The organism is Chitinibacter sp. GC72, assembly GCF_009760905.1.
Taxonomy (GTDB): Bacteria; Pseudomonadota; Gammaproteobacteria; order Burkholderiales; family Chitinibacteraceae; genus Chitinibacter.
Map to the genome: position 1 here is coordinate 22998 of NZ_VIRW01000004.1, position 19203 is coordinate 42200.

Below are 19203 nucleotides of genomic sequence, written 5' to 3' on the forward strand. Positions count from 1 at the left end.
CAATCAGCTGGCTACTCAATCCCGCGCCGGTACTGAATGGCCTCGGCAATATGCTGGCTGCCAATCGAGTCACTGCCCGCCAGATCGGCGACGGTGCGCGCCACCCGCAAAACGCGATGATAAGCACGCGCCGACCAGCCGAGGCGATTGACGGCATTTTGCAGCAAGGCCAGGCCTGTGGCATCGGGCTGGCAATGCTCGTCAACGGCCTGACTCAATAGCGCTGCGTTGTGTTTGTGCTGGCGCAGCAGCTGACGCTGGCGCGCCTGAGTGACCCGCTGCCTGACCGGCGCACTGGCTTCGCCCGTCTCGCGGCTCAGCAGCACATCATCGGCTAGTGCTCCCACTTCGACCACCATATCAATCCGGTCCAGCAGCGGCCCCGAGATGCGGCCACGATAACGCGCTACCTGTTCGGGCGTGCAGCGGCAGGCTTTTTTCGGATGCCCCAGATAGCCGCACGGGCAGGGATTCATCGCGGCAACCAGCTGGAACTGGGCCGGAAATTCCGCCTGATGCGCTGCGCGCGAGATATGGATTTTGCCGTTCTCCAGCGGCTCGCGCAGCACTTCGAGCACCTTGCGATCGTATTCGGGCAGCTCGTCAAGAAACAGGATGCCGTGGTGCGCCAGCGAGATTTCTCCGGGTTGCGGCACGCTACCACCGCCAACCAGCGCAACGCTGGATGCGGTATGGTGCGGCGATCGAAAGGGGCGCTGACCAAAGCGGCTGGGGTCTAACCCTTTGGCGGCCAGTGATTGCACCGTGGCCGCCTCCAGTGCTTCGTGTTCGGTCAGCGGCGGCAATAGCCCGGGTAGGCGTTGTGCTAGCATGGATTTGCCAGTGCCCGGCGGGCCGATCAGCAGCAGCGAATGATTTCCCGCCGCTGCGATTTCCAGCGCCCGCCTTGCTGCCAGCTGGCCTTTGACATCGGCCAGATCAGGGTAACTGGCTGGCGGGAGTGATTCGGGAGCGCTGGCTGGCGTCAGGGATTCGTGTTGCTGTGTGCTGAAGTGCTGGCACACTTGCAGTAAATGTTCGGCAGCCAGTACGCTGGCATCATTAATCAATGCCGCTTCCGTACTGCTGCACTGGCTGATAATCAGCGTGCGCTGGGCATCCCGGGCGGCAATGGCCAGCGCCAGACCGCCACGAACCGCGCGCAATTGCCCGGTCAAGCCCAGCTCGCCAGCAAATTCAAACTCAGTCAGCCGATCAATCGGCATTTGCTCGCTGGCAGCCAGAATTCCGATAGCAATCGCCAGATCGTAATGGCCTGCGCCTTTGGGCAAATCGGCCGGTGCCAGATTGACCGTAATGCGCCGCGCCGGGAATTCAAACCCCGCCACCTGAATGGCCGCACGCACCCGTTCTCTGGCCTCGCGCACTTCGGTGTCGGCTAGCCCGACCAGATTGAAGGCAGGCAGGCCGTTGGCCAGATGCACTTCAACCGTCACCAATTGAGCGTGCATACCGTCTAAAGCGCGCGAATACACCACTGCCAATGACATGTTTGATCCTTGCCGATGCTATGCTGAATTTACAGTGTATGCAGCTTTGGCAAGGATTGAATGGAAAGATGGAACAGAACAAACCAGTAATGCCGGATTTTCGTAATTTTGGCGTCATATTTCGGGCTTTGATGTTGGTGCATCTGGGCATGCTGCTGTATGCATTAGCGGAAATGAATGCCTGGTCGGAATGGGCGCTCAGGCTGACTGATGCGGCATTCTGGGTCGAGCCGGTGCTGATGGGCGTGATGGCTTTGCTGGCGCTGTGCGCGCCGCAGCTGCGACGCTGGCCTTACCGGCGCAGCCTGATGCTGGTCTATGCGCTGGTTATGCTCTGGACGCTGCTGGTTTATCAGGTTTTTAGCAGCATTATGCTTGATGCCTTGCGGGCCGATTTGCTCCAGATGCAGCTGCTGGCGCTGATGACGACCAGCTTTATGATGTGGCACTACCAGCTCTGGCTCAAGACGCTGTCGCCACGTCTGGCCGAAGCGCGGCTGCTGGCTTTGCAGGCGCGTATCCGGCCGCATTTTTTCTTCAATAGCCTCAATGCAGTGCTATCTTTAATTCGCAGCCAGCCTCGGCTGGCCGAACAGCTGTTGCAAAATCTGTCCGAATTATTCCGCGTGGCCATGGGCAACCAGTCGGCACTGTCCACTTTGCAGCGTGAAGTCGAGCTGGCGCAGGGCTATCTGGAAATTGAAAAAGTCCGGCTGGGAGAGCGACTGCATGTTGAATGGCATGTCGACAAAATGCCGGGCAAGGCATCGATTCCGCCGCTGATTTTGCAGCCATTGCTGGAAAATGCCGTCTACCATGGTATTGAGCCCAGCATTGAGACCGGCATTATTCAGATCAATATCTTCCGCTCACGCAATGAAGTGCATATTGATATTCGTAATCCGATGATTAATCACGCAGTACAGAGAATCGGTAATGGCATGGCTCAGGATAATGTGAGAGAAAGGTTGTTGTTATATTTCGATGCCGAGGCAAATCTGAGCATTCAGCGTGGAAATGACTATTATCAAGTACATATCGTGCTGCCCTTTAGGGAGCTAAACAATGAACAAACCGTTGCGCCTGTTTTTAGTTGATGATGAATTGCCAGCCCTGATGCGCTTGCAAGACCTGCTCGGGGATTGCGCGCCAGAGTGCCCGCACGTCATTGTTGGCACGGCCACCAATGGCATTACCGCCTTGCCGCAGATTGCCGAACACGAAATCGACGTAGTGATTCTGGATATCCAGATGCCGCAAATGAGCGGCATCGAAGTAGCCCGCAAGCTGCTGAATCTGTCACGTCCACCGATGGTGATTTTTGCGACGGCATTTGAAGATTATGGCGTGGCGGCGTTTGATGTCCGTGCAGTTGATTACCTGCTTAAACCCATCCGCACCGAGCGCTTACTGGCGGCATTAAAGCGTGTACTTGAATTGCGGCATAACCCGGGCGAAGCCAGCGCAGCTGCGCCAGTGAATGATGGCGCCCGCAGTCACTTCAGCGTGTCCGAGCGCGGCCGTGTCCACCTGATTCCGGTGTCCGAAGCGCGCTTTTTGAAAGCGGAGCAAAAGTACATCACCTTGCGTACGCACGACAGGGAATATCTGCTGGAAGACTCGCTGACCAAGCTGGAAGATGAATTTGGATCAAAGTTTGTGCGAATACACCGCAACTGTCTGGTTTCCCGCGATAGTATTGCCGGATTCGAGCGGGCGACGATTAATGGCAGTGATGGGCATTGGGTGGTGATTCTGCGTGATGTGCCCGAGCGCTTGCCGGTGAGCCGGCGTCAGCAACACGTGATCAAAGAATTCAAGAAAGGCCATGATGGATAATTTCAGTATCAACACCCCATCCCTGCTGTTTCCGGCCATTTCCCTGTTGATGCTGGCGTATACCAATCGCTTCCTGGCGATTTCCGGCATCATCCGCCAGTTGTACGAACATCACCGCGCCAACCCCCACGAAAACATCCTGCGCCAGCTGAATAATCTGAAAATGCGGGTCTGGCTAATCCGTTATATGCAGGCACTGGGGATTAGCAGTCTGTTGCTGTGTATTGTTTCGATGGTGCTGGTTTCGATCTCGCATGCCGACTGGGCGCAGCTGCTGTTTGTCGGTAGCCTGATTCTGATGGTCGGCTCGCTGGTGCTGTGTCTGCTGGAAGTGATGGTGTCCGATGCCGCGCTGAAAATTTTGCTGGCTGATATTGAAGACGAGATACGGCAGCATTGAGCTGCAGGGTATTGAAGTATCAAGATACCCTGCGCGGTATTGGTCAGAAAGGCAATTGGAAAAAAGGCCATGGGGATATACCCATGGCCTTTGTCTTTATGCCAGTAAAACCAGACCCCACATCATGGCCAGATTGAGCAGACCGATCAGTTGTGCTGCGCTGCCTAGATCTTTGGCGCGTTTGGCCAGATGGTGTTTTTCCAGCGAAGTATGGTCGACTGCCGCTTCGATGGCCGAATTGAGTAATTCGACAATCACACAGGCCAGATGACTACCAATCAGCAAGGCTTTGCCCCAGATCGGTACGGGCAGATACAGGGCGACGGGAATACCGGCCACCGCCAGTAGCAACACCTGGCGAAAAGCTGCCTCGTTTTGCCAGCCAGCACGCAGACCATCAATTGAATAACCTAGTGCATTGAATATCCGCTTGATGCCTGTTTTGCCTTTAAATGGGCTTTCACTCACGCTTGCTCTCCTGTTACTGCAGGGTTGGAAAATACATCGGCATAGCACACATAGCTGCTAATCAGCGCGACTGGCAAGCCGATCAGCAAGCCCAAAAAGAAGGGCAGCATCAGCAGCAAGAGTAGCAGTCCGCCCAGCAAGGACATCAGCAGGATGGGCGACCAGTTGCGCCAGAAGGCTAAAAATGACATTTTCATCGCATCAGTCGCGCTCATCTGATTGAGCATCACCAGCGCAGGCGCATAAAAATAGGCGCTATACACCACAGCAAAGCAGCCCAGCATCAACAAGCCCAGCGGCCATAAATGGCTGATCTGGCTAAATTGGCTGATTTCTTTGGGCAGCGCCTCAATCACGCCGATCAGTGCCAGACCATCGATCGCCGCAGAGAGCAGAAACATCAGCGTAATGGTGCCCAGCATGTAATAAGCCCCCACCTTGATCAGATCAATCGTGTAGCTTTGAAAACCGGCAAACAGTGTTGCGATGGGGGGCTGTTCACCCAGATCGGTGCGCTGCGCCGCCAGCATCAGGCCTCCGAGCAAGACCGGCCCCAGCAAGGTGCTGAGAAAGCCGCCAACGAACGGAATCAGGCTGCTGACCAGCATAATGACAATAAACAGCCCCGTCATGCCCACCCATGCCGTTGGCGCCTGACGAAACAGCCGGAATGATTGCACGATCCACGCCCAGCCCTGTGCTGTGGCTACGCTGCGCGGCTCGATGGCGCTATCAATCACGGCGTCAAGATCAATCATCGGATTGTGTTCTGACATGCTAAATCCAGAGTAATGACAAAATGCCCTAATGCTAGCAGCTCGTTTGGGCTTGCGGACATTTTTCAATGGCAGTATTAAGGGCGCATTAAGTATTGGCATCTGCACGCACAAATAAAAAACCGCTGCCGATCGATCAGATCGTGCAGCGGCCTGATTGGCCAAAGTGGCCTTAAATAGTGGCCAGTGCCTGACGTGCGATCATCAGCTCTTCATTGGTTGGAATCACGTACACCGCCACTTTGCTGTCGGCCAGACTGATTCGGCGCGGTTCGCCTGAGCGGACGGCGTTGGCTGCTTCGTCGATTTCCACGCCCAGCCAGCGTAGCTGGTGACACACATTGGCGCGGGTGATGGCGTCGTTTTCGCCAATCCCGGCGGTGAACACCAAGCAATCCAGGCCGCCAATCGCCGCTGCTAGCGACGCGGTTTCCCGCACAATACGGCGGGCGAAGTAGTCGATGGCAAATTTGGCCAAAGGCTCGCTAGATGATTGCAGCGCGCGCATATCGCTGGAAATACCGCCCGAGAGACCCAGCAGACCCGATTCTTTATACAGCAGCGTTTCAATCTGTTTGGCGTCCATCTGCAGATGGTTCATCAGATGCAGCAAGACCCCGCCATCAATACTGCCGCAGCGCGTGCCCATCGGCAGGCCTTCCAGTGCGGTAAAGCCCATGGTGGTAGCCTGACATTCGCCACCGAGCAAAGCCGCCATGGACGAGCCATTGCCCAGATGCGCGACCACGGTACGCCCTTCTGCTGCGCGGGTATCGATATGTGGCAGCACGCTGGCGATGTATTCGTATGACAGGCCGTGGAAACCGTAACGGCGAATGCCTTCTTTCTGTGCAAATTCATAGGGCAGGGCAAACAGCTGGTTCAGTTCGGGCTGGGTGGTGTGAAAGGCCGTATCAAAGCAGGTCACTTGCGGCGCATTGGGCAGCAGATCCTGCAAAATCTTGATCGGTGCAATATTATGTGGCTCGTGCAAAGGTGCCAGCGGAATCAGCGCTTCCAGCCCGGCGATCAGCGCCGGGGTCACCCGCTCGGGTTTGGAATATTGCGTGCCGCCATGCACCACGCGGTGGCCCACCACCTTGATTTCGCGCCCGCCCAGACGCTGCTCGAGCCAGCTCAGCATATGGCGCAGTGCGTAATCGTGATTTTTCGGCACATCGGCAGGCAGCACTTCGTCGGCCACTTTCTGGTCGGCAGCGTCCTTGGCGGTGAATTTGGGTTCTACATACAGGCCTTCCATTTGCCCCTTGAACAGCACCTGCGGGTCGGCCGAGCCAGCGGTTTCAAACAAAGAAAACTTGATGCTGGAAGACCCTGCATTAATGACCAAGACCAGATCGCTCATGGAAAACTCCTCAATTCATGGAAAATCGCCGCAGTGCAAGCGTGTGCCTTGCTTGCGATGCGGTGTATAAATAATACTAAGCAAAATTTATCACGCCAGCATCAGACCGAAGGCCGTACAAGTCGTGGCGCGATAGTGCTGCGTGAAAACGGTTTCTTTTCGCTATGTTACGCAGCATAGTCTGCGTGGGCGCACATCTTATTGGCGAATATCAATGCTTGGATACTATTTGGATCGTAAATAATGACAATCAGCTATACCACGCATCTGATCTGTGCGCCCGATTTACCCGAAGCTGCCGAGGTGCTGGTGTTTCACGTGAAACCGGGACAGTTTGTCGGAGCGGACACCTTGCTGATGACCTTGCTGGCTGCCGATCAGGAATGGCAGGTGCATGCGCCTGACGAGGGCCAGATTGGCAGTTTGATGGTTGAACATGGCGATTTTGTGAACAGCAATGATTTACTACTGCTGATGGAAATTGCCGAAAAACCATCGGCTTTTGCCTTGCTTGACTTCGACGCCGAAGATACTTCCGCAGCCCACACCATCACGGCCGCGCCACCTCCTGTCACCGCGACGACGCCCTCTGCCGAGCAATTGGCCGTCAGCCCTGCTGCTGCCACACTGGCCGCTAGGCTGGGGGTTGATCTGAATCGCTTGAGTACGGAGGCGCTGATCGACGAAGATGCCGTCCTCGAATTTGCCCGGCAGGAATTGCTCACACTGGGCAAAATCCGCAAATTGCTGGCTTAGTGGCAAGCCTGTCTTCGGCGAATTCAAAGCTGATTGTTGTTGATTATAAGAACTGCTTGGGTATATGGCTGTAGCCAAGTATATATATGGCCTACATACATATACCAATCGCTTGGTTTTTCAAGTTTTAATCTGGCTGGGGGATACGCCAAAGTGCTGGCGAAAGCGCCGCGAGAAGCTGGCGATTTCCTGATAGCCCACCGCGCTGGCCACCTCGCCCACGCTTAGGCCTTGCCCCAGCAACTGGCGGGCGTGCTGCATGCGCAGGCTGAACACCTGCTGCCCCGGCGCTTGCCCCAGATGTGTCAGGCACAGGCGGTGCAAATGGGCGGTGGTGATCTGCAACTGCCGCGCCAGAGTCTCCACCGACCAGTCTTGCGCGGGGGCTTTGGCCACTTCGCTGAACAACGCGTGCAATTGCTGCGGCCAGCCCAGCCGCGTTTCACCCGAGCCCACGGCGCGCTCCAGCTGCAGGCTGAGCATTTCCAGCGCTTGCATCACCAGGGTATAGCGCTGCCCATCATTGTGCAGCTGGGCTTCACGCTGATACAGGGAGATGGCATCGTGAATATGCCAGCCTGCATCGCTGTCTTTAACATAGCAATGTGGCTGCACCAGATGCGCCCAGCGAATATCGTTACTGAGTAATAGCCATGCGATATGCAGCGGCTGATCGCCGGTGCGCCGATAGCCGCGCTGCCCGCGCGCGGGCTGAAAAGCCATTTGCCCGGCACTGAAGGGCCAGCGGGTATCACCTTCAAACAGCTCGCCCTGCCCGCCCAGGCAAAACACCAGGACATGAAAGCTGGAGTCGATCCGCTCGATTTCGCACTGGCCCCATGCTTGCGAGACACCGCACATAAAAATCGCCTTTTCGCGGATCGCCGGGTGCGAGGCTTTGTGAAACACATGCGCGCCCACCTGACGATTCCAGCCCTGCTCGTCGCAATCGAAGCGTTCGTAGTAAATCAGTGCCATGGCGGTTTCTATGAGAGATTTGGACAAATAGCAAGTAATCTTCGAGCATTCCCATCCAATCTGCAAGCTGATTAAATGTAAATTCATCAGCCATGAGTAAGTGATTAAGATGGAAAAGTCAGCATTCTCTGAATACGCCACCGCCGCACTGGCCTGCTATCAGGCGCAATGCGGCGGCGTGGCCACGCTGGATCGTGAAATTAGCGGTTTTTATGGCTGTGCCCTGCTGCTGAGCGGTAGCGCAGGTGATGTGGTGGTGAAATTTGGCTGGCAAAGCGCCCGCGCCGAGCAGGAAGTGATCGGCTTGTCCCGGCTTGCCCCACATTGCCGTGTTGCCATGCCGGATGTGATCTGGCGCGGCACGATGATGGTGCTGGGCGCAGAGCGCGATGTGCTGATTTTAAGCCGCCTGCCCGGCGTCGCCCCGTGGGATGTTGCCAAGCCGTGGGCGAATCCTGAGCAAACCGCGCAGCAAGTCGTCGATGTCTTGCTTGGCTGGCATGCCGTCAGCGATGAGCGCGGCTTTGAATTGCCCGATGCTGGTTTTGTCGATGAGCTACTGAGCGCCTTCGAGGCTTGGACTTTGCCCTTGCACGACTATGTGCAAAGTGATGCTTCACCGTTTACGCCGCAACAGAAGCTCGCCTATGCGCTGCTGTGGCAGGAACGCCAACGCTTTCTCGCGCCGCTGGCGGGCATGCCATCGAGTCTGGTGCACGACGATCCGCACGCGGGCAATTTTCTGTTTGATGCGAACAATGGCGAACTCCTCGCCGCGCTCGATCCGTGCGATGTGGCCTTCCGTCATCGTGAACAGGATATTTTCCATCTGGCCGACGTCGCGCCCGAGCTCAATCTGCTCGAAACCTATTTACAGCACTACCCCGCCCCACCCGGCTTTGCCGCGCGGCGCTGGTTTTTCTCACTGTGGGACGACGCCAAACACAGCCGCAATCTGCGCTGGTACGACGTGCAATGGTTTGACGACAAACTGGCGAAGCTGGCCCTTGAGGACGCTGCTTTTGCCAAATTTGGCAGCAAAGAAGCCAGCCATGCCTGAACCGTGGCTGCTCAAAACCGCTAATTTGCTGCAGATCTGTGTGCCGCTGCTGTCGCTCAGTGCCTATCTGCCGCAATGGAAAAAAATTCTCCGCACCCGCTCGGCGCACGATATTTCCTTGCGCGCTTGGCTGATCTGGACGGTTTCATCGCTGTTTGCGCTGTGCTACGCGCTGGTGCAATGGCAAATCAATCAGCAAACGTGGCCGCTGCTGATCTCCAGCAGTGCAACGATGCTGTGTGTTTTAACGACGGTCGCACTGGTGCTGTTCTATCGCCGCCGTACGGGTGAATAAAAGGAGATGAAATGAAACGATCTGCACTCTTGGCTTTTTTCGCGCTCAACTGTGTGGCCGCCAACCTCTTCGCCGCCGAGCGCGTGCTGCTGCGCGAAAACATGGACGCGGACACCAGCCAGTGGATAGGCCAGAAAGGCGATGGCAGCGTGCCGCTGTTTGGGCAATTTGTCGCCGACCCTTTAGGTGGCGATAAAAAAGTGCTGCGCTTTGACAAGAAAGTCATGGGCGGCGATTTTTTCTCGAAAACGCGCTTCAAGGCGGGCAAATATCGGCTGTCGTTTGACTATCTGGGCACTTGCCCGGCAAAAAACTGCGGTGGCGTGATCGGTATTTCGTCCGACTTCCCTGGTCGGACGACCTGGCTGGCGGGAACGGCGGCGGGTTTCCCGCACTCCCTGCGCGATAGTAATCAATGGCAGCATTACGATTTAACGGTCGATGCCGCGTTTAATTTTCATCTGGTGCTTGAGCATTGGGTCGAGTCGGCTGGCGCGGTCGGCACTGTCCATTTTGCAGGCATCGAGCTGGCCGCACTCGATGAAAAAGGCGGCGTGATGGCCGCGGGTGCGAGCACCGATTACCGTAACCTCATGCTGCAAAGCAAGGCGCTGCAAAAGCAGATGCGCGTGCAGGTCTATCTGCCGCAAGGCTATGACGCAGCAAAAAAATACCCGGTGCTGTATTGGTTGCCTGCGTTCAATAACAGCGAAAGCGACGCGCTATATAACAGCGGCCTCGGTGGCCTTGCCGACGAGCTGGTCGCAAAAGGCCAGCTGCAGCCGATGATTATCGTCGCGCCGCAGGCCGACAATAGCTGGTACACCAATACCGCCAGCGCGCCGTCCGAGCGCACTTTCCGCAGCGATCGTTTTGGCCAAGGCCGTTATGAAGACTATCTGCTCGACGAGCTGATTCCGTGGACTGAAAAGCAGTTTGCCGTCGATGCGCGGCCCGCTGCGCGCTGGATAGGCGGGATTTCAATGGGTGGCTACGGCGCCGTAGCGCTGGCGCTGCGCCATCCGACGCTGTTTAGCCGCGTCGGCGGCCATAGCCCGGCGATCTTGGGCGCGAGCCGCGCCAATTACCGTTTTGGCGAATTTGTCCTCAACTGGCTCTACCCTGACGCAGCAACACGCTTGGTACGCGACCCGATGTTGCTGGTCAAAAACGCACCGCTGGACGGGATGCAATTCTGGCTGGATGCCGGTGAGCAGGATTTTGAAATCCTGAAAGAAAGCAAAGACTTCGCCGCCCAGCTCAAACAGCGCGGCGCGCAGTATCAATTCAGCACCGGCGCGGGTGGGCACGACAGCTTTTACTGGAATGAAGAACGCTTAAATCGCTATCTGCGGTTTTATGGCGGGATTTAATGCAGGTGTATTTAAGTCCTTATTTTGAGAAATAAACAGGAATCACGATGCTCATCCAAGCCGAAAACCTCAGCCGCATTTACAAAACCCCGCGTGCCGCGAGCAACTGGCAGGAGCGCTTTACCCAGCTTTTGCAGCCACAATACGACGAAAACAAATCGGTCAGCGAGGTGAGTTTTGACATCGCGCGTGGCGAATGTGTGGCCTTGGTCGGCCCCAATGGCGCGGGGAAATCGACGACGATCAAAATGCTGACCGGCATTCTGGCGCCATCGAGCGGCCGTGTCTCTGTCGCGGGGTTCGATCCGATGCGGCAGCGGCAGGACTACGTTAAGCGGATTGGCGTCGTGTTTGGTCAGCGCTCGCAACTGTGGCAAGACCTGCCGGTGCGCGACTCGTTCGCGATTTTGCAGGCGCTGTTCGACGTACCCGACGCCGTGTATCAACAGCAGCTCAAACTATTCCGCGCCGATGGCGGCATGGATGAATTTTGGGATAGACCTGCGCGCACGCTGAGCTTGGGTCAGCGCATGTTATGCGAAATCGCCGCGGCATTTTTGCACGCGCCCGAAGTGGTTTTTCTCGACGAGCCGACCATTGGCCTCGATCTGGAAATGAAATCGCGCATGCGCACGCTGATCCGCAAACTCAATCAGGAAGCCGGAACAACGGTGCTGATTACCTCGCACGATGTCGGCGATATCGAGCGACTTACCCGCCGTTTGCTGCTGATCGACCATGGTACGCTGCGTTTTGACGGCAGTTTGAGCGATTTCCGTGCCCACGCCGGAGATGGGCGCTGGTGGGCGGCGCGCGTTGACGCCAGCCAGATCGCCGCTGCGAATGAAGTCTTGGCCGCGCATCCGGCGGCACTGGCTGTGCGCAGCCATGGCGATTGGCTGGAAATCGCCCGCCACGACGACGCTCTGCCCTTTGCTGATTTGGTCAAGACGCTTGCCCCATTTACCGTGCATGAAATCAAGCCGGTCGAGCAAAGTTTTGAAGACTTGCTGCATGGGTTTTATGTCGGCAAACAGCTGCGCTCCGATGTAGTCGAGGATGTCACGGTATGAAGCACAGATTGAAAGCCTGTACTGCTCTGGCATGGGGTAATGCCCGCATCGTCGCTACAGATAAGCGCGGCAGAGCCATACTCACCCTGGGTTATCTGCTGGGCATGTGGTTGCTGTATTACCTATGGCAGGCGCTGTACGCCGGGAATGATCGGCATGCCGGGATGAGTTTTGCTACTGCCTTGCTGCATGTCGTGACGGCGCAAACGCTGTTTGCCATCTTGCAGGCCTTTGGCGACTGGCGGCTGGCGCGAGAGATTCGTTCGGGAGAAGTGGCCACCGCCTTGACGCAACCGGTCTCGCTGCCGCTGCGCCATGCTGCTTTGTCGCTCGGGCGCGTGCTGGCGCAAGCGGCGTATTTTTTGCCCGCCTTTGGCGTGTTTCTGCTGTGGGCCGGTTTGCGCCTCACGCCCAGCTCGTGGCTGCTGGCGATTGCGTCAATCATGCTGTCCTTTGTACTGCTGTTCTGTATTGATTTTGTCGTTGGTCTGGCGGGCTTTATCGCGACCGATTTATGGGGCATCACCGCCAGCAAGGATGTGGTGGTGCAATTTCTCGGCGGCGCACTCATCCCGCTCGCCTTCCTGCCCGCTGGCGTGCAAGCCGCCCTGTACTGGCTGCCATTTGCACATTTTTTCAATACGCCAGTGGCTTATCTCACCGGACAAAGCAGCGACATCACGCCGCTACTCATTCAAGCGGTCTGGGCCGTGCTGTTTGTGCTGGCAGCACACATGGCCAGCCGCATTATCCAGCGCAAGCTGGTGATTTTTGGCGCTTAAAAGGAAGTCGCAATGAAGGTTGATTTTGGCAAAACAGCGCAGGATTACCGCCAGCATCGGGCTGGGTTTCCCGAGGCATTTTTTGCGCGGGCGGCTGCGATGGGCGTTGGCCTCGCCAGTCAGCAGATGCTTGATATTGGTACGGGAACCGGCTCTTTGGCGCGGGGTTTTGCGCTGCGTGGTGCGCAAGTGACGGGGCTGGATCCGGCTGCGCCACTGCTGGAGCAGGCACGCAGTATGGATGCGCAGGCCGATGTGCAGATTGCATATCACGAGGGCAAAGCCGAAGCGCTGCCATTTGGCGAGGGCAGTTTTGATGTGGTCAGTGCCGGACAATGCTGGCACTGGTTTGATCGCGCCAAAGCGGCGCAGGAAGCTTTTCGGGTGTTGCGACGTGGCGGCATCATGGCAATTGCGCATTTTGACTGGGTGCCGCTCAGCGGCAATGTGGTTGAAGCGACCGAGCAGTTGATTTTGCAGCACAACCCCAGCTGGCAAGGCGCGGGTGGAACAGGCATTCATGCCACGCATTTTGCCGATTTGGCTCAGGCCGGTTTTGTCGAGCTGGAATCTTTTTCGTTTGATGTTCCGGTGAGCTACAGCCACGAAGCCTGGCGCGGGCTAATTCGCGCCAGTGCTGGCGTTGCCGCCAGCCTCAGCCCCGCCGCAGTTGCGGTATTTGACCAAGAGCTGGCCGCGCTACTGGCGCGTGATTTTCACGATGATCCACTGTGCATTCCGCACCGGGTATCGATGGTGTATGCCCGCAAATATTAAACAGGAGCAAGTAATGAGCAATCCCTTTATTGGTGTCTGGCAGCTGGTTTCCGGCGAATGTGACGAACCGGGGCAGGTGGTTGAGGCGTATGACATGAGCTTGTTGAGCTCGCGCAAGGTCATTGGCGAGCAGCATTTTATGTTCTTAACGCTGAAAGACGGCGCGTTTTACTCGTCGGCCAGCGGCACTTACACCATCGATGGTGCACGTTATACCGAACGGCCGGATATGGCGTCCTACGCGCCTATGGTGGGGCAAGCGTATGTGTTTGAGTATCAGATCGACGGCGATCTGTGGCATAACCGCCGTTTTGAGGATGGGCGTCAGGTGGAGTATGAAATCTGGCGGCGGATTGCGGGGTAGGCATGGCCGATTTAATTGTGATTTTTGGCCCCGGTGCGGTGGGCAAAGCCAGCGTGGGGCAGGCTTTGGCGGCCAGAACCGGCTTTCGCCTGTTTCATAATCATCTGACGGCTGATCCGGTGGCGCAGCTATTGGGCTGGGATCATCCGCAGTTTGCGGCGCTCACCTGGTCTTTGCGCATGCAGCTGTTTCGCGCGGCGCTCGCTGATGCTGCTCACCCTGGCGTGATTCTTACTTTTGTCTGGGCATTCAATGTGGCCGAGGATGGCGAGTGTATGGCCGCTTTGCGCGATCTGTTTCTGGCGCATGGCTGCCGTGTGCGCTTTGTCGAGCTGAGCGCCGATTTGTCCACCCGTCTGGCGCGCGAAGGCACGCCGCAGCGCTTGCAGATGAAGCCCGCCAAGCACGATGTAGCCTCGGCGCGCAGCTATTTGCAGCAGGCTGCGGCGCAATATCAGGATCAAAGTCTAGGCCAATTTCCATGGCCCGACGATTGGATGTTGATTGATACCGAACAGCATCAGCCCGGGCAGGCTGCCGAGCAGATTATGGCGCGCTGGCCGCAGCTGTTTGCGCCTGACAGGGTGCAACCTGAGGTAGTGCAGGCCTGAGATGAAAAACGCAGCGAATATTATGCTCAGCACCGACTTATCCACGATGGACTGGCCGCGTATTACGGCCTGGTTGGCCAGCTCGTACTGGTCGCCGGGGATTAGCCAGCATTACGTCGAGCAAGCCGCCCGTGCCTCAACGGTGGTGATTGGCGCGTTTATTGATGGCGTGCAGGTGGGCTATGCGCGGGTAATCAGCGATACGGTGCGCTTTGCCTATCTGGCGGATGTGTATGTTGACGAGCTGCATCGAGGTAGGGGTATATCGAAAAAGATCATTACTAGATTGCTCTCTGAGCCAATACTAGCCGAGGTATCTCGCTGCTTTTTGCTCACGGGTGATGCGCACGGCTTGTATGAGCAGTTTGGATTTCAGATTTATCCCAGCCCGGAGCGCATGATGGTGCGGGAAAATCCGGGTGGGATCGATTTCAGCCGGACACCTGCTTGAGCAATTTATACCGATTTATTCATCGCTTATACAGATTGGGCTAACAACAGGCTCACAGCTTGCTAAGTATTTGCCCACAAACTTATCCACAGGAAGGGTAGTATGACTTTTGCCACCGCCTACCTGCGTATGGCGCGCGCCGACGCAGCGGCAAAAATGGAAAATCGCGCTGATTTTGGCCTGATTATGCTGGGCGTCATCGCAACATCGCTCGCCAGCATGCTCACGGTGTACTTTATGCTGGGCGCTTCGGGCACCGTGATGGGCTGGAGTCGTGGCGAAATCATCTTTATGCAAGGCTTTGTATTTACCATTTTTGCCCCGCAAAGCAGCTGTTTTAACGCCATGTACTGGGTTGAGGTCTGGCTGAAAAATGGCAATTTCACGCGCTTTTACACTCGCCCCGGCCACCCGCTCTTGCTGCTGATGCTGGAAAAATTCCACCCGCAGGGCTTTATCTGCCTGTTCACTGGCCTGGCGTATTGCGTGTTTGGGCTGTGGAATACGCCCTATTTAACGGATTGGCTATTCTGGCTAAAATTCGCCATCATGCTGCCATTTGCGGCGATTGTGCTGCTATCAATCAATATGATGGCAGTATCGAGCTGCTTCTGGTTTGGCGAATCTTTTGCCATGCAGGTCACCGTCGGCAAGCTGACCGATATGTCGCGCTATCCGCTCGAACTTTTCCCCAAAATCGCACGCTACGCCTTTATGGCGTTGCCGCTGGCAGGCATAGTCTGGTGGCCTAGCCTGGCGTTGCTGCGTGATGCCAATGTCTGGAGCACGATTGCGCTGATGGGGCTGATCGCTGCGGGTTCGCTGTATGCCTTGCACTGGCAATGGAAGTTGGGGATGCGGCATTGGGCGGGCGCAGGTGGTTAAAGCTTGTGGATAAAATCTGTGGATTATTTTTGGGTAAGTGAGCCTTCGGCAGACAAGCGCGGCTGATCGGCATGGTATTGAGTATGAAAACACACGAACACACACGAACACACACCCACGAGCAGCGCGGCTGCAGCAACATATCGACGCCTGGCGTGCCAGTCAGCTACCCTTTGTGGGCCATCAACGATCAGCAATGGTGCGCCACGGCCAGCATTCTGCCGGAGCAATTTACCGTGCAGGATAACGGCGAGCTACTCTGGCGCGACGCCGAAGGCATCAGCCGAACCATGCGGCGCGTGCAGGCTGTGGGTTGAACATGCAATGGCAGCCAAAAGATAAATGATTGTTTAACTACTTGCACTCAACGCCTCCACCCGTGTGCTGCTCTGCTCGATAGCCGCGCTGCCTGGTCAGCAGAGTGGGCTAATCGCCGGATTTGGCCGGTGTGGAATTCGGTCAAAATCGATTTAGCGAGTTTGCCTTGGTGCTGAGTGTGGCGTGTGGATAAGTATTGTGGATAAAAATTGCTGCTTTTCCAGTGCTTTAGCGGCCATTACAAAGCCAGCTGCGCTTTTAGCGCCTCAATCGCGTAGCGCACCTTGGCCGGTTGCGCTTCGCGGCGTGGGGTTACGGCGTAGATGGCGATGCTGGGTAGCCGCCATTCGGGCAGCACCACCATCAGGCGGCCTGCCTTAATCGCGCCGCGTACTTCCGGCTCGGGTTGAATCGCCAGCCCCATGCCCGCCAGCACAAATTCGCGTGCCGACACGATGTTATTGCTGATAATGCGCGGGGTGATCGGCGGTTTGGCAACCTCGCCGCCGGGGTGGAAAAACGCATAGTCGCTACGGCCTGCCTCGATGGCGATCCAGTCCAGCGCGCTCAATTGCTGCGGGTGATTGATCGCCATTTGCCTAGCCAGATATTGCGGCGCGGCCACCAGTACATTGGGCCAATCGGCCAGATGGCGGGCAATCAGGCTGGAATCTTTCAGCTCACCTGCGCGCAGCGCCAGATCGATACGATGGCTGACCAGATCAATCATTTCGTCATGAAAAAACAGCCGTAAAGATAGCTTGGGGTGCAAGGTGAGCAGCGGTGCCAGCGCCTGGCTGATGAGCGGGCCAGCAAAGCCGGTGGGGGCAGACAGCCGCAGCTCGCCCACGGGCGCATCGCGTAGCTCGCTAATGCGCTGTTCGGCCAGCTGCGCCGCCGCCAGCATATCGGCGCAGCCCTGATAAAACACACTGCCCGCCTCGGTGAGCGTTAGCTTGCGTGTCGTGCGGTGCAGCAAGGTGACATTGTGCTGCGCTTCCAGCTTGCTTAAATGCTGGCTCACCGCCGATGGCGTCATACCCAATGCCTTGGCGGCGGCGTTCATCGAGCCCAGCTCGACCACTCGCGCAAAAATCGCCATTCGTCGCAATGTATCCATTCCACACCAACTATTAAGTTTTGCTAAACAATGAATGCCATTTTTGGCGGCTTATCGCGCATAAAGCAAGTGATTATGATGATCTCACTATTTAATCATTCATCCATGCAAAGGAAACAATATGAAAATCGCTCTGATCGGTGCAACAGGTTTTGTCGGCTCGGCCATCCTGCAAGAGCTCATCCACCGTGGCCATCAGGTGACGGCGCTGGTGAGTAATGTCGCCAAAGTACCCGCCCACGAATTAGTCACGGCCCGCGCCAGCAATGCCTACGATGCGGCCGATATGGCTGCCGCAGTGGCGGGGCATGATGCCGTGATTTCGGCGTTTAACCCCGGCTGGGGCAAGCCCGATATTCAGGCGCTATTTTTGCAAGGCCACAATGCGATTGTGGCGGGCGTAAAAGCCGCTGGCGTGGCTGATTTTCTCGAAGTCGGCGGTGCGGGCAGCTTGTATATCGCACCGGGCGTGCAATTGATCGACACGCCCGAATTTCCGGCGGAATGGAAAGAAGGTGCATTGGGCGCACGCGAAGCGCTCAACCTGCTGCGTGCCGAGAGCGGCCTGCAATGGCGTTTTGTATCGCCACCGGTGTTTCTCGCCCCCGGCGAGCGCAGCGGCCAGTATCGCCTGGGCGGTGACGATGTGTTGTTTGCGGGTGAACAACCGGCTGGCATTTCGGTCGCCGATCTGGCCGTGGCGATTGTGGATGAAATCGAAACGCCAAAACACATCCAGCAACGCTTTACCGTTGCCAGTGTGTAAAACGCCTGAGGGTGGCAGAACGGTATCAGCCTGATCCAGATGTCACCCACAAGGGTCGCTCACTGATTGCAGCGCAAGCCGCGGTGGGCTGAAATACTGGATTGGTGGTACTCAGCCGGGCTGGCTGGCGTGTTCCAGCTCATGGGCAATCAGCCAGCGCTTGCGCTCCAGCCCGCCTGCGTAGCCGGTCAGTGAGCCATCTTTGCCGATAATTCGATGGCAGGGAATAATAATCGCAATGCGATTGCAGCCATTGGCAGATGCCACTGCGCGCACTGCCTGTGGCTTGCCGATCACATTGGCCTGAGCCTGATACGAAGCTGTTGTGCCATACGGCACATTGAGCAAAGCCTGCCATACCGCCTGCTGAAACGCCGTGCCCGGCGCATGAATTGCCACCGAAAAAGTCTGCCGCGTGCCGGCAAAATACTCGTTGATTTCCTGCTCGGCCTGTCGGGTATGCCGGTTTTCCCCGGCGATGATCTTAGCTTGCAAACGGCGCTGCAGATCTTGAAACTCGGTTTCCAGCATGCGGCGGTCTACAAACTCCAGCAGACACACGCCCTGCTCGCTGGCGCAAACAAACATCGGCCCCAGCGGCGTGGTAAAGCGGTGAATCAGGATCACGGCCGAATCGCAGTTGTGCATCGGGCTCGCACCAGTGAGCTTTTTATAGGTGTAGGCAAAGCCGCTGAGTGACTCGTAGCCGGATTCGTAAGCGGTTTCCAGCGCCCGTTTGCCGGTTTTTAATTCTTCCAGTGCGGTATTGATGCGCAGCATGCGTTGAAAAGCCTGAAAAGTCAGCCCATAGTGCTGGCCAAACCAGCGGCGCAAAATTTCCGGGCTAATTCCCTGCTGGCGCAACTGAAAGTCACTCAGTTTTTGCTTTGGATTTTGCCGCAGCAGTTGCAAAGCCTGCTCCACCTGCGGCGGTGCTGAATGCGCGTTTTCGGTAGGACGGCAAATCTTACACGGGCGGTAGCCTGCATCCAGCGCGTCTTTAAAACCGGTATAAAACTCGACATTTTCGCGCTTGGGTTTGCGGGCCCGGCAGGTGGCAATACAAAACACCGAAGTGGTTTTCACGCCAACAAAAAAGCTGCCCACATATTCGGGCGAGCGATCAAGCAAAGCCTGATAAAAGCGATCAATTTGCTCTTCATCCACTATCCGCATTGTTAAATCCCTGTCCGAATCACTATCACGTCAACCATATCCAGCCTAATGGATCAAC

23 protein-coding genes are annotated in these 19203 nt (G+C 56.6%); 16 read left to right on the forward strand and 7 right to left on the reverse strand.

Features of this window, described 5'->3' with window-relative positions; translation table 11 throughout:
- Positions 1 to 11: 11 nt before the first annotated feature.
- The gene (locus FLS37_RS04955; protein WP_157314852.1) at positions 12 to 1511 is read right to left on the reverse strand and encodes a YifB family Mg chelatase-like AAA ATPase; all 1500 of its coding nucleotides are present in this window, start codon (positions 1509 to 1511) and stop codon (positions 12 to 14) included.
- 68 nt (positions 1512 to 1579) lie between these two features.
- Here FLS37_RS04955 and FLS37_RS04960 point away from each other — a divergent pair, with 68 nt between their 5' ends.
- Genes FLS37_RS04960 through FLS37_RS04970 form a run of 3 tightly spaced genes read left to right on the forward strand, consistent with a single transcriptional unit; the run spans position 1580 to position 3750 of the window.
- Positions 1580 to 2608 (forward strand): sensor histidine kinase, encoded by a 1029-nt coding sequence (locus tag FLS37_RS04960; protein ID WP_157314853.1) that lies wholly within the window; start codon positions 1580 to 1582, stop codon positions 2606 to 2608.
- Complete coding sequence (locus tag FLS37_RS04965) at positions 2577 to 3350, forward strand: LytTR family DNA-binding domain-containing protein (protein WP_157314854.1); 774 nt, start codon at positions 2577 to 2579, stop codon at positions 3348 to 3350. The genes FLS37_RS04960 and FLS37_RS04965 overlap by 32 nt, the downstream gene beginning before the upstream one ends.
- The gene (locus FLS37_RS04970; protein WP_232522496.1) at positions 3340 to 3750 is read left to right on the forward strand and encodes a DUF2721 domain-containing protein; all 411 of its coding nucleotides are present in this window, start codon (positions 3340 to 3342) and stop codon (positions 3748 to 3750) included. The genes FLS37_RS04965 and FLS37_RS04970 overlap by 11 nt, the downstream gene beginning before the upstream one ends.
- 96 nt (positions 3751 to 3846) lie before the next feature.
- On the opposite strand, the gene FLS37_RS04975 is transcribed toward FLS37_RS04970, so the two are convergent.
- The 3 genes from FLS37_RS04975 to FLS37_RS04985 form a co-directional block, all read right to left on the reverse strand.
- Positions 3847 to 4218 carry a diacylglycerol kinase gene (locus FLS37_RS04975; protein ID WP_157314855.1) on the reverse strand — a complete coding sequence of 124 codons (372 nt, stop codon included), beginning with the start codon at positions 4216 to 4218 and terminating at the stop codon, positions 3847 to 3849.
- Positions 4215 to 4994, reverse strand: coding sequence for a BPSS1780 family membrane protein (locus tag FLS37_RS04980; RefSeq protein WP_157314856.1), 780 nt, complete (start codon positions 4992 to 4994; stop codon positions 4215 to 4217). The genes FLS37_RS04975 and FLS37_RS04980 overlap by 4 nt, the downstream gene beginning before the upstream one ends.
- 172 nt (positions 4995 to 5166) lie before the next feature.
- Entirely contained in the window at positions 5167 to 6360 is a 1194-nt protein-coding gene (locus FLS37_RS04985) for an acetate/propionate family kinase (protein ID WP_157314857.1), read from the reverse strand.
- Between the two features lie 243 nt (positions 6361 to 6603).
- On the opposite strand from FLS37_RS04985, the gene FLS37_RS04990 reads away from it, so the two are divergent.
- The gene (locus FLS37_RS04990; RefSeq protein WP_157314858.1) at positions 6604 to 7116 is read left to right on the forward strand and encodes a biotin/lipoyl-containing protein; all 513 of its coding nucleotides are present in this window, start codon (positions 6604 to 6606) and stop codon (positions 7114 to 7116) included.
- Between the two features lie 120 nt (positions 7117 to 7236).
- Here FLS37_RS04990 and FLS37_RS04995 read toward each other — a convergent pair whose 3' ends face one another.
- A complete protein-coding gene (locus FLS37_RS04995; protein ID WP_157314859.1) occupies positions 7237 to 8094 on the reverse strand; it encodes an AraC family transcriptional regulator in 858 nt (285 codons plus the stop codon).
- 109 nt (positions 8095 to 8203) lie between these two features.
- On the opposite strand from FLS37_RS04995, the gene FLS37_RS05000 reads away from it, so the two are divergent.
- The 11 genes from FLS37_RS05000 to FLS37_RS05050 all read left to right on the forward strand — a co-directional run bounded on the left by FLS37_RS05000 (position 8204) and on the right by FLS37_RS05050 (position 16082).
- Positions 8204 to 9154 carry a phosphotransferase gene (locus FLS37_RS05000; RefSeq protein WP_157314860.1) on the forward strand — a complete coding sequence of 317 codons (951 nt, stop codon included), beginning with the start codon at positions 8204 to 8206 and terminating at the stop codon, positions 9152 to 9154.
- Complete coding sequence (locus FLS37_RS05005) at positions 9147 to 9449, forward strand: PQ-loop domain-containing transporter (protein ID WP_157314861.1); 303 nt, start codon at positions 9147 to 9149, stop codon at positions 9447 to 9449. Before FLS37_RS05000 ends, FLS37_RS05005 begins: the two co-directional genes overlap by 8 nt.
- A gap of 11 nt (positions 9450 to 9460) precedes the next feature.
- Positions 9461 to 10822 (forward strand): alpha/beta hydrolase family protein, encoded by a 1362-nt coding sequence (locus FLS37_RS05010; RefSeq protein WP_157314862.1) that lies wholly within the window; start codon positions 9461 to 9463, stop codon positions 10820 to 10822.
- A gap of 47 nt (positions 10823 to 10869) precedes the next feature.
- Entirely contained in the window at positions 10870 to 11895 is a 1026-nt protein-coding gene (locus FLS37_RS05015; protein ID WP_157314863.1) for an ATP-binding cassette domain-containing protein, read from the forward strand.
- Complete coding sequence (locus FLS37_RS05020; protein ID WP_157314864.1) at positions 11892 to 12677, forward strand: ABC-2 family transporter protein; 786 nt, start codon at positions 11892 to 11894, stop codon at positions 12675 to 12677. The genes FLS37_RS05015 and FLS37_RS05020 overlap by 4 nt, the downstream gene beginning before the upstream one ends.
- A 12-nt stretch (positions 12678 to 12689) precedes the next feature.
- Positions 12690 to 13454 (forward strand): class I SAM-dependent methyltransferase, encoded by a 765-nt coding sequence (locus FLS37_RS05025; protein ID WP_157314865.1) that lies wholly within the window; start codon positions 12690 to 12692, stop codon positions 13452 to 13454.
- 13 nt (positions 13455 to 13467) lie between these two features.
- A complete protein-coding gene (locus FLS37_RS05030) occupies positions 13468 to 13818 on the forward strand; it encodes a hypothetical protein (protein WP_157314866.1) in 351 nt (116 codons plus the stop codon).
- Between the two features lie 2 nt (positions 13819 to 13820).
- Positions 13821 to 14429 (forward strand): shikimate kinase, encoded by a 609-nt coding sequence (locus tag FLS37_RS05035; protein WP_157314867.1) that lies wholly within the window; start codon positions 13821 to 13823, stop codon positions 14427 to 14429.
- 1 nt (position 14430) lies between these two features.
- Positions 14431 to 14880, forward strand: a complete 450-nt coding sequence (locus tag FLS37_RS05040) for a GNAT family N-acetyltransferase (RefSeq protein WP_157314868.1) — start codon at positions 14431 to 14433, stop codon at positions 14878 to 14880.
- Positions 14881 to 14982: 102 nt separating this feature from the next.
- Positions 14983 to 15765 carry an ABC transporter permease gene (locus FLS37_RS05045; protein WP_157314869.1) on the forward strand — a complete coding sequence of 261 codons (783 nt, stop codon included), beginning with the start codon at positions 14983 to 14985 and terminating at the stop codon, positions 15763 to 15765.
- Between the two features lie 83 nt (positions 15766 to 15848).
- Positions 15849 to 16082, forward strand: coding sequence for a hypothetical protein (locus FLS37_RS05050; protein WP_157314870.1), 234 nt, complete (start codon positions 15849 to 15851; stop codon positions 16080 to 16082).
- A gap of 239 nt (positions 16083 to 16321) precedes the next feature.
- Here the strand turns inward: FLS37_RS05050 and FLS37_RS05055 are convergent, their stop codons facing one another.
- Positions 16322 to 17203 carry a LysR family transcriptional regulator gene (locus FLS37_RS05055; RefSeq protein ID WP_157314871.1) on the reverse strand — a complete coding sequence of 294 codons (882 nt, stop codon included), beginning with the start codon at positions 17201 to 17203 and terminating at the stop codon, positions 16322 to 16324.
- A gap of 121 nt (positions 17204 to 17324) precedes the next feature.
- On the opposite strand from FLS37_RS05055, the gene FLS37_RS05060 reads away from it, so the two are divergent.
- Positions 17325 to 17969 carry an NAD(P)-dependent oxidoreductase gene (locus FLS37_RS05060; RefSeq protein ID WP_157314872.1) on the forward strand — a complete coding sequence of 215 codons (645 nt, stop codon included), beginning with the start codon at positions 17325 to 17327 and terminating at the stop codon, positions 17967 to 17969.
- Between the two features lie 111 nt (positions 17970 to 18080).
- On the opposite strand, the gene FLS37_RS05065 is transcribed toward FLS37_RS05060, so the two are convergent.
- Positions 18081 to 19145, reverse strand: coding sequence for a bifunctional transcriptional activator/DNA repair enzyme AdaA (locus FLS37_RS05065; RefSeq protein WP_157314873.1), 1065 nt, complete (start codon positions 19143 to 19145; stop codon positions 18081 to 18083).
- Between the last annotated feature and the right edge of the window lie 58 nt (positions 19146 to 19203).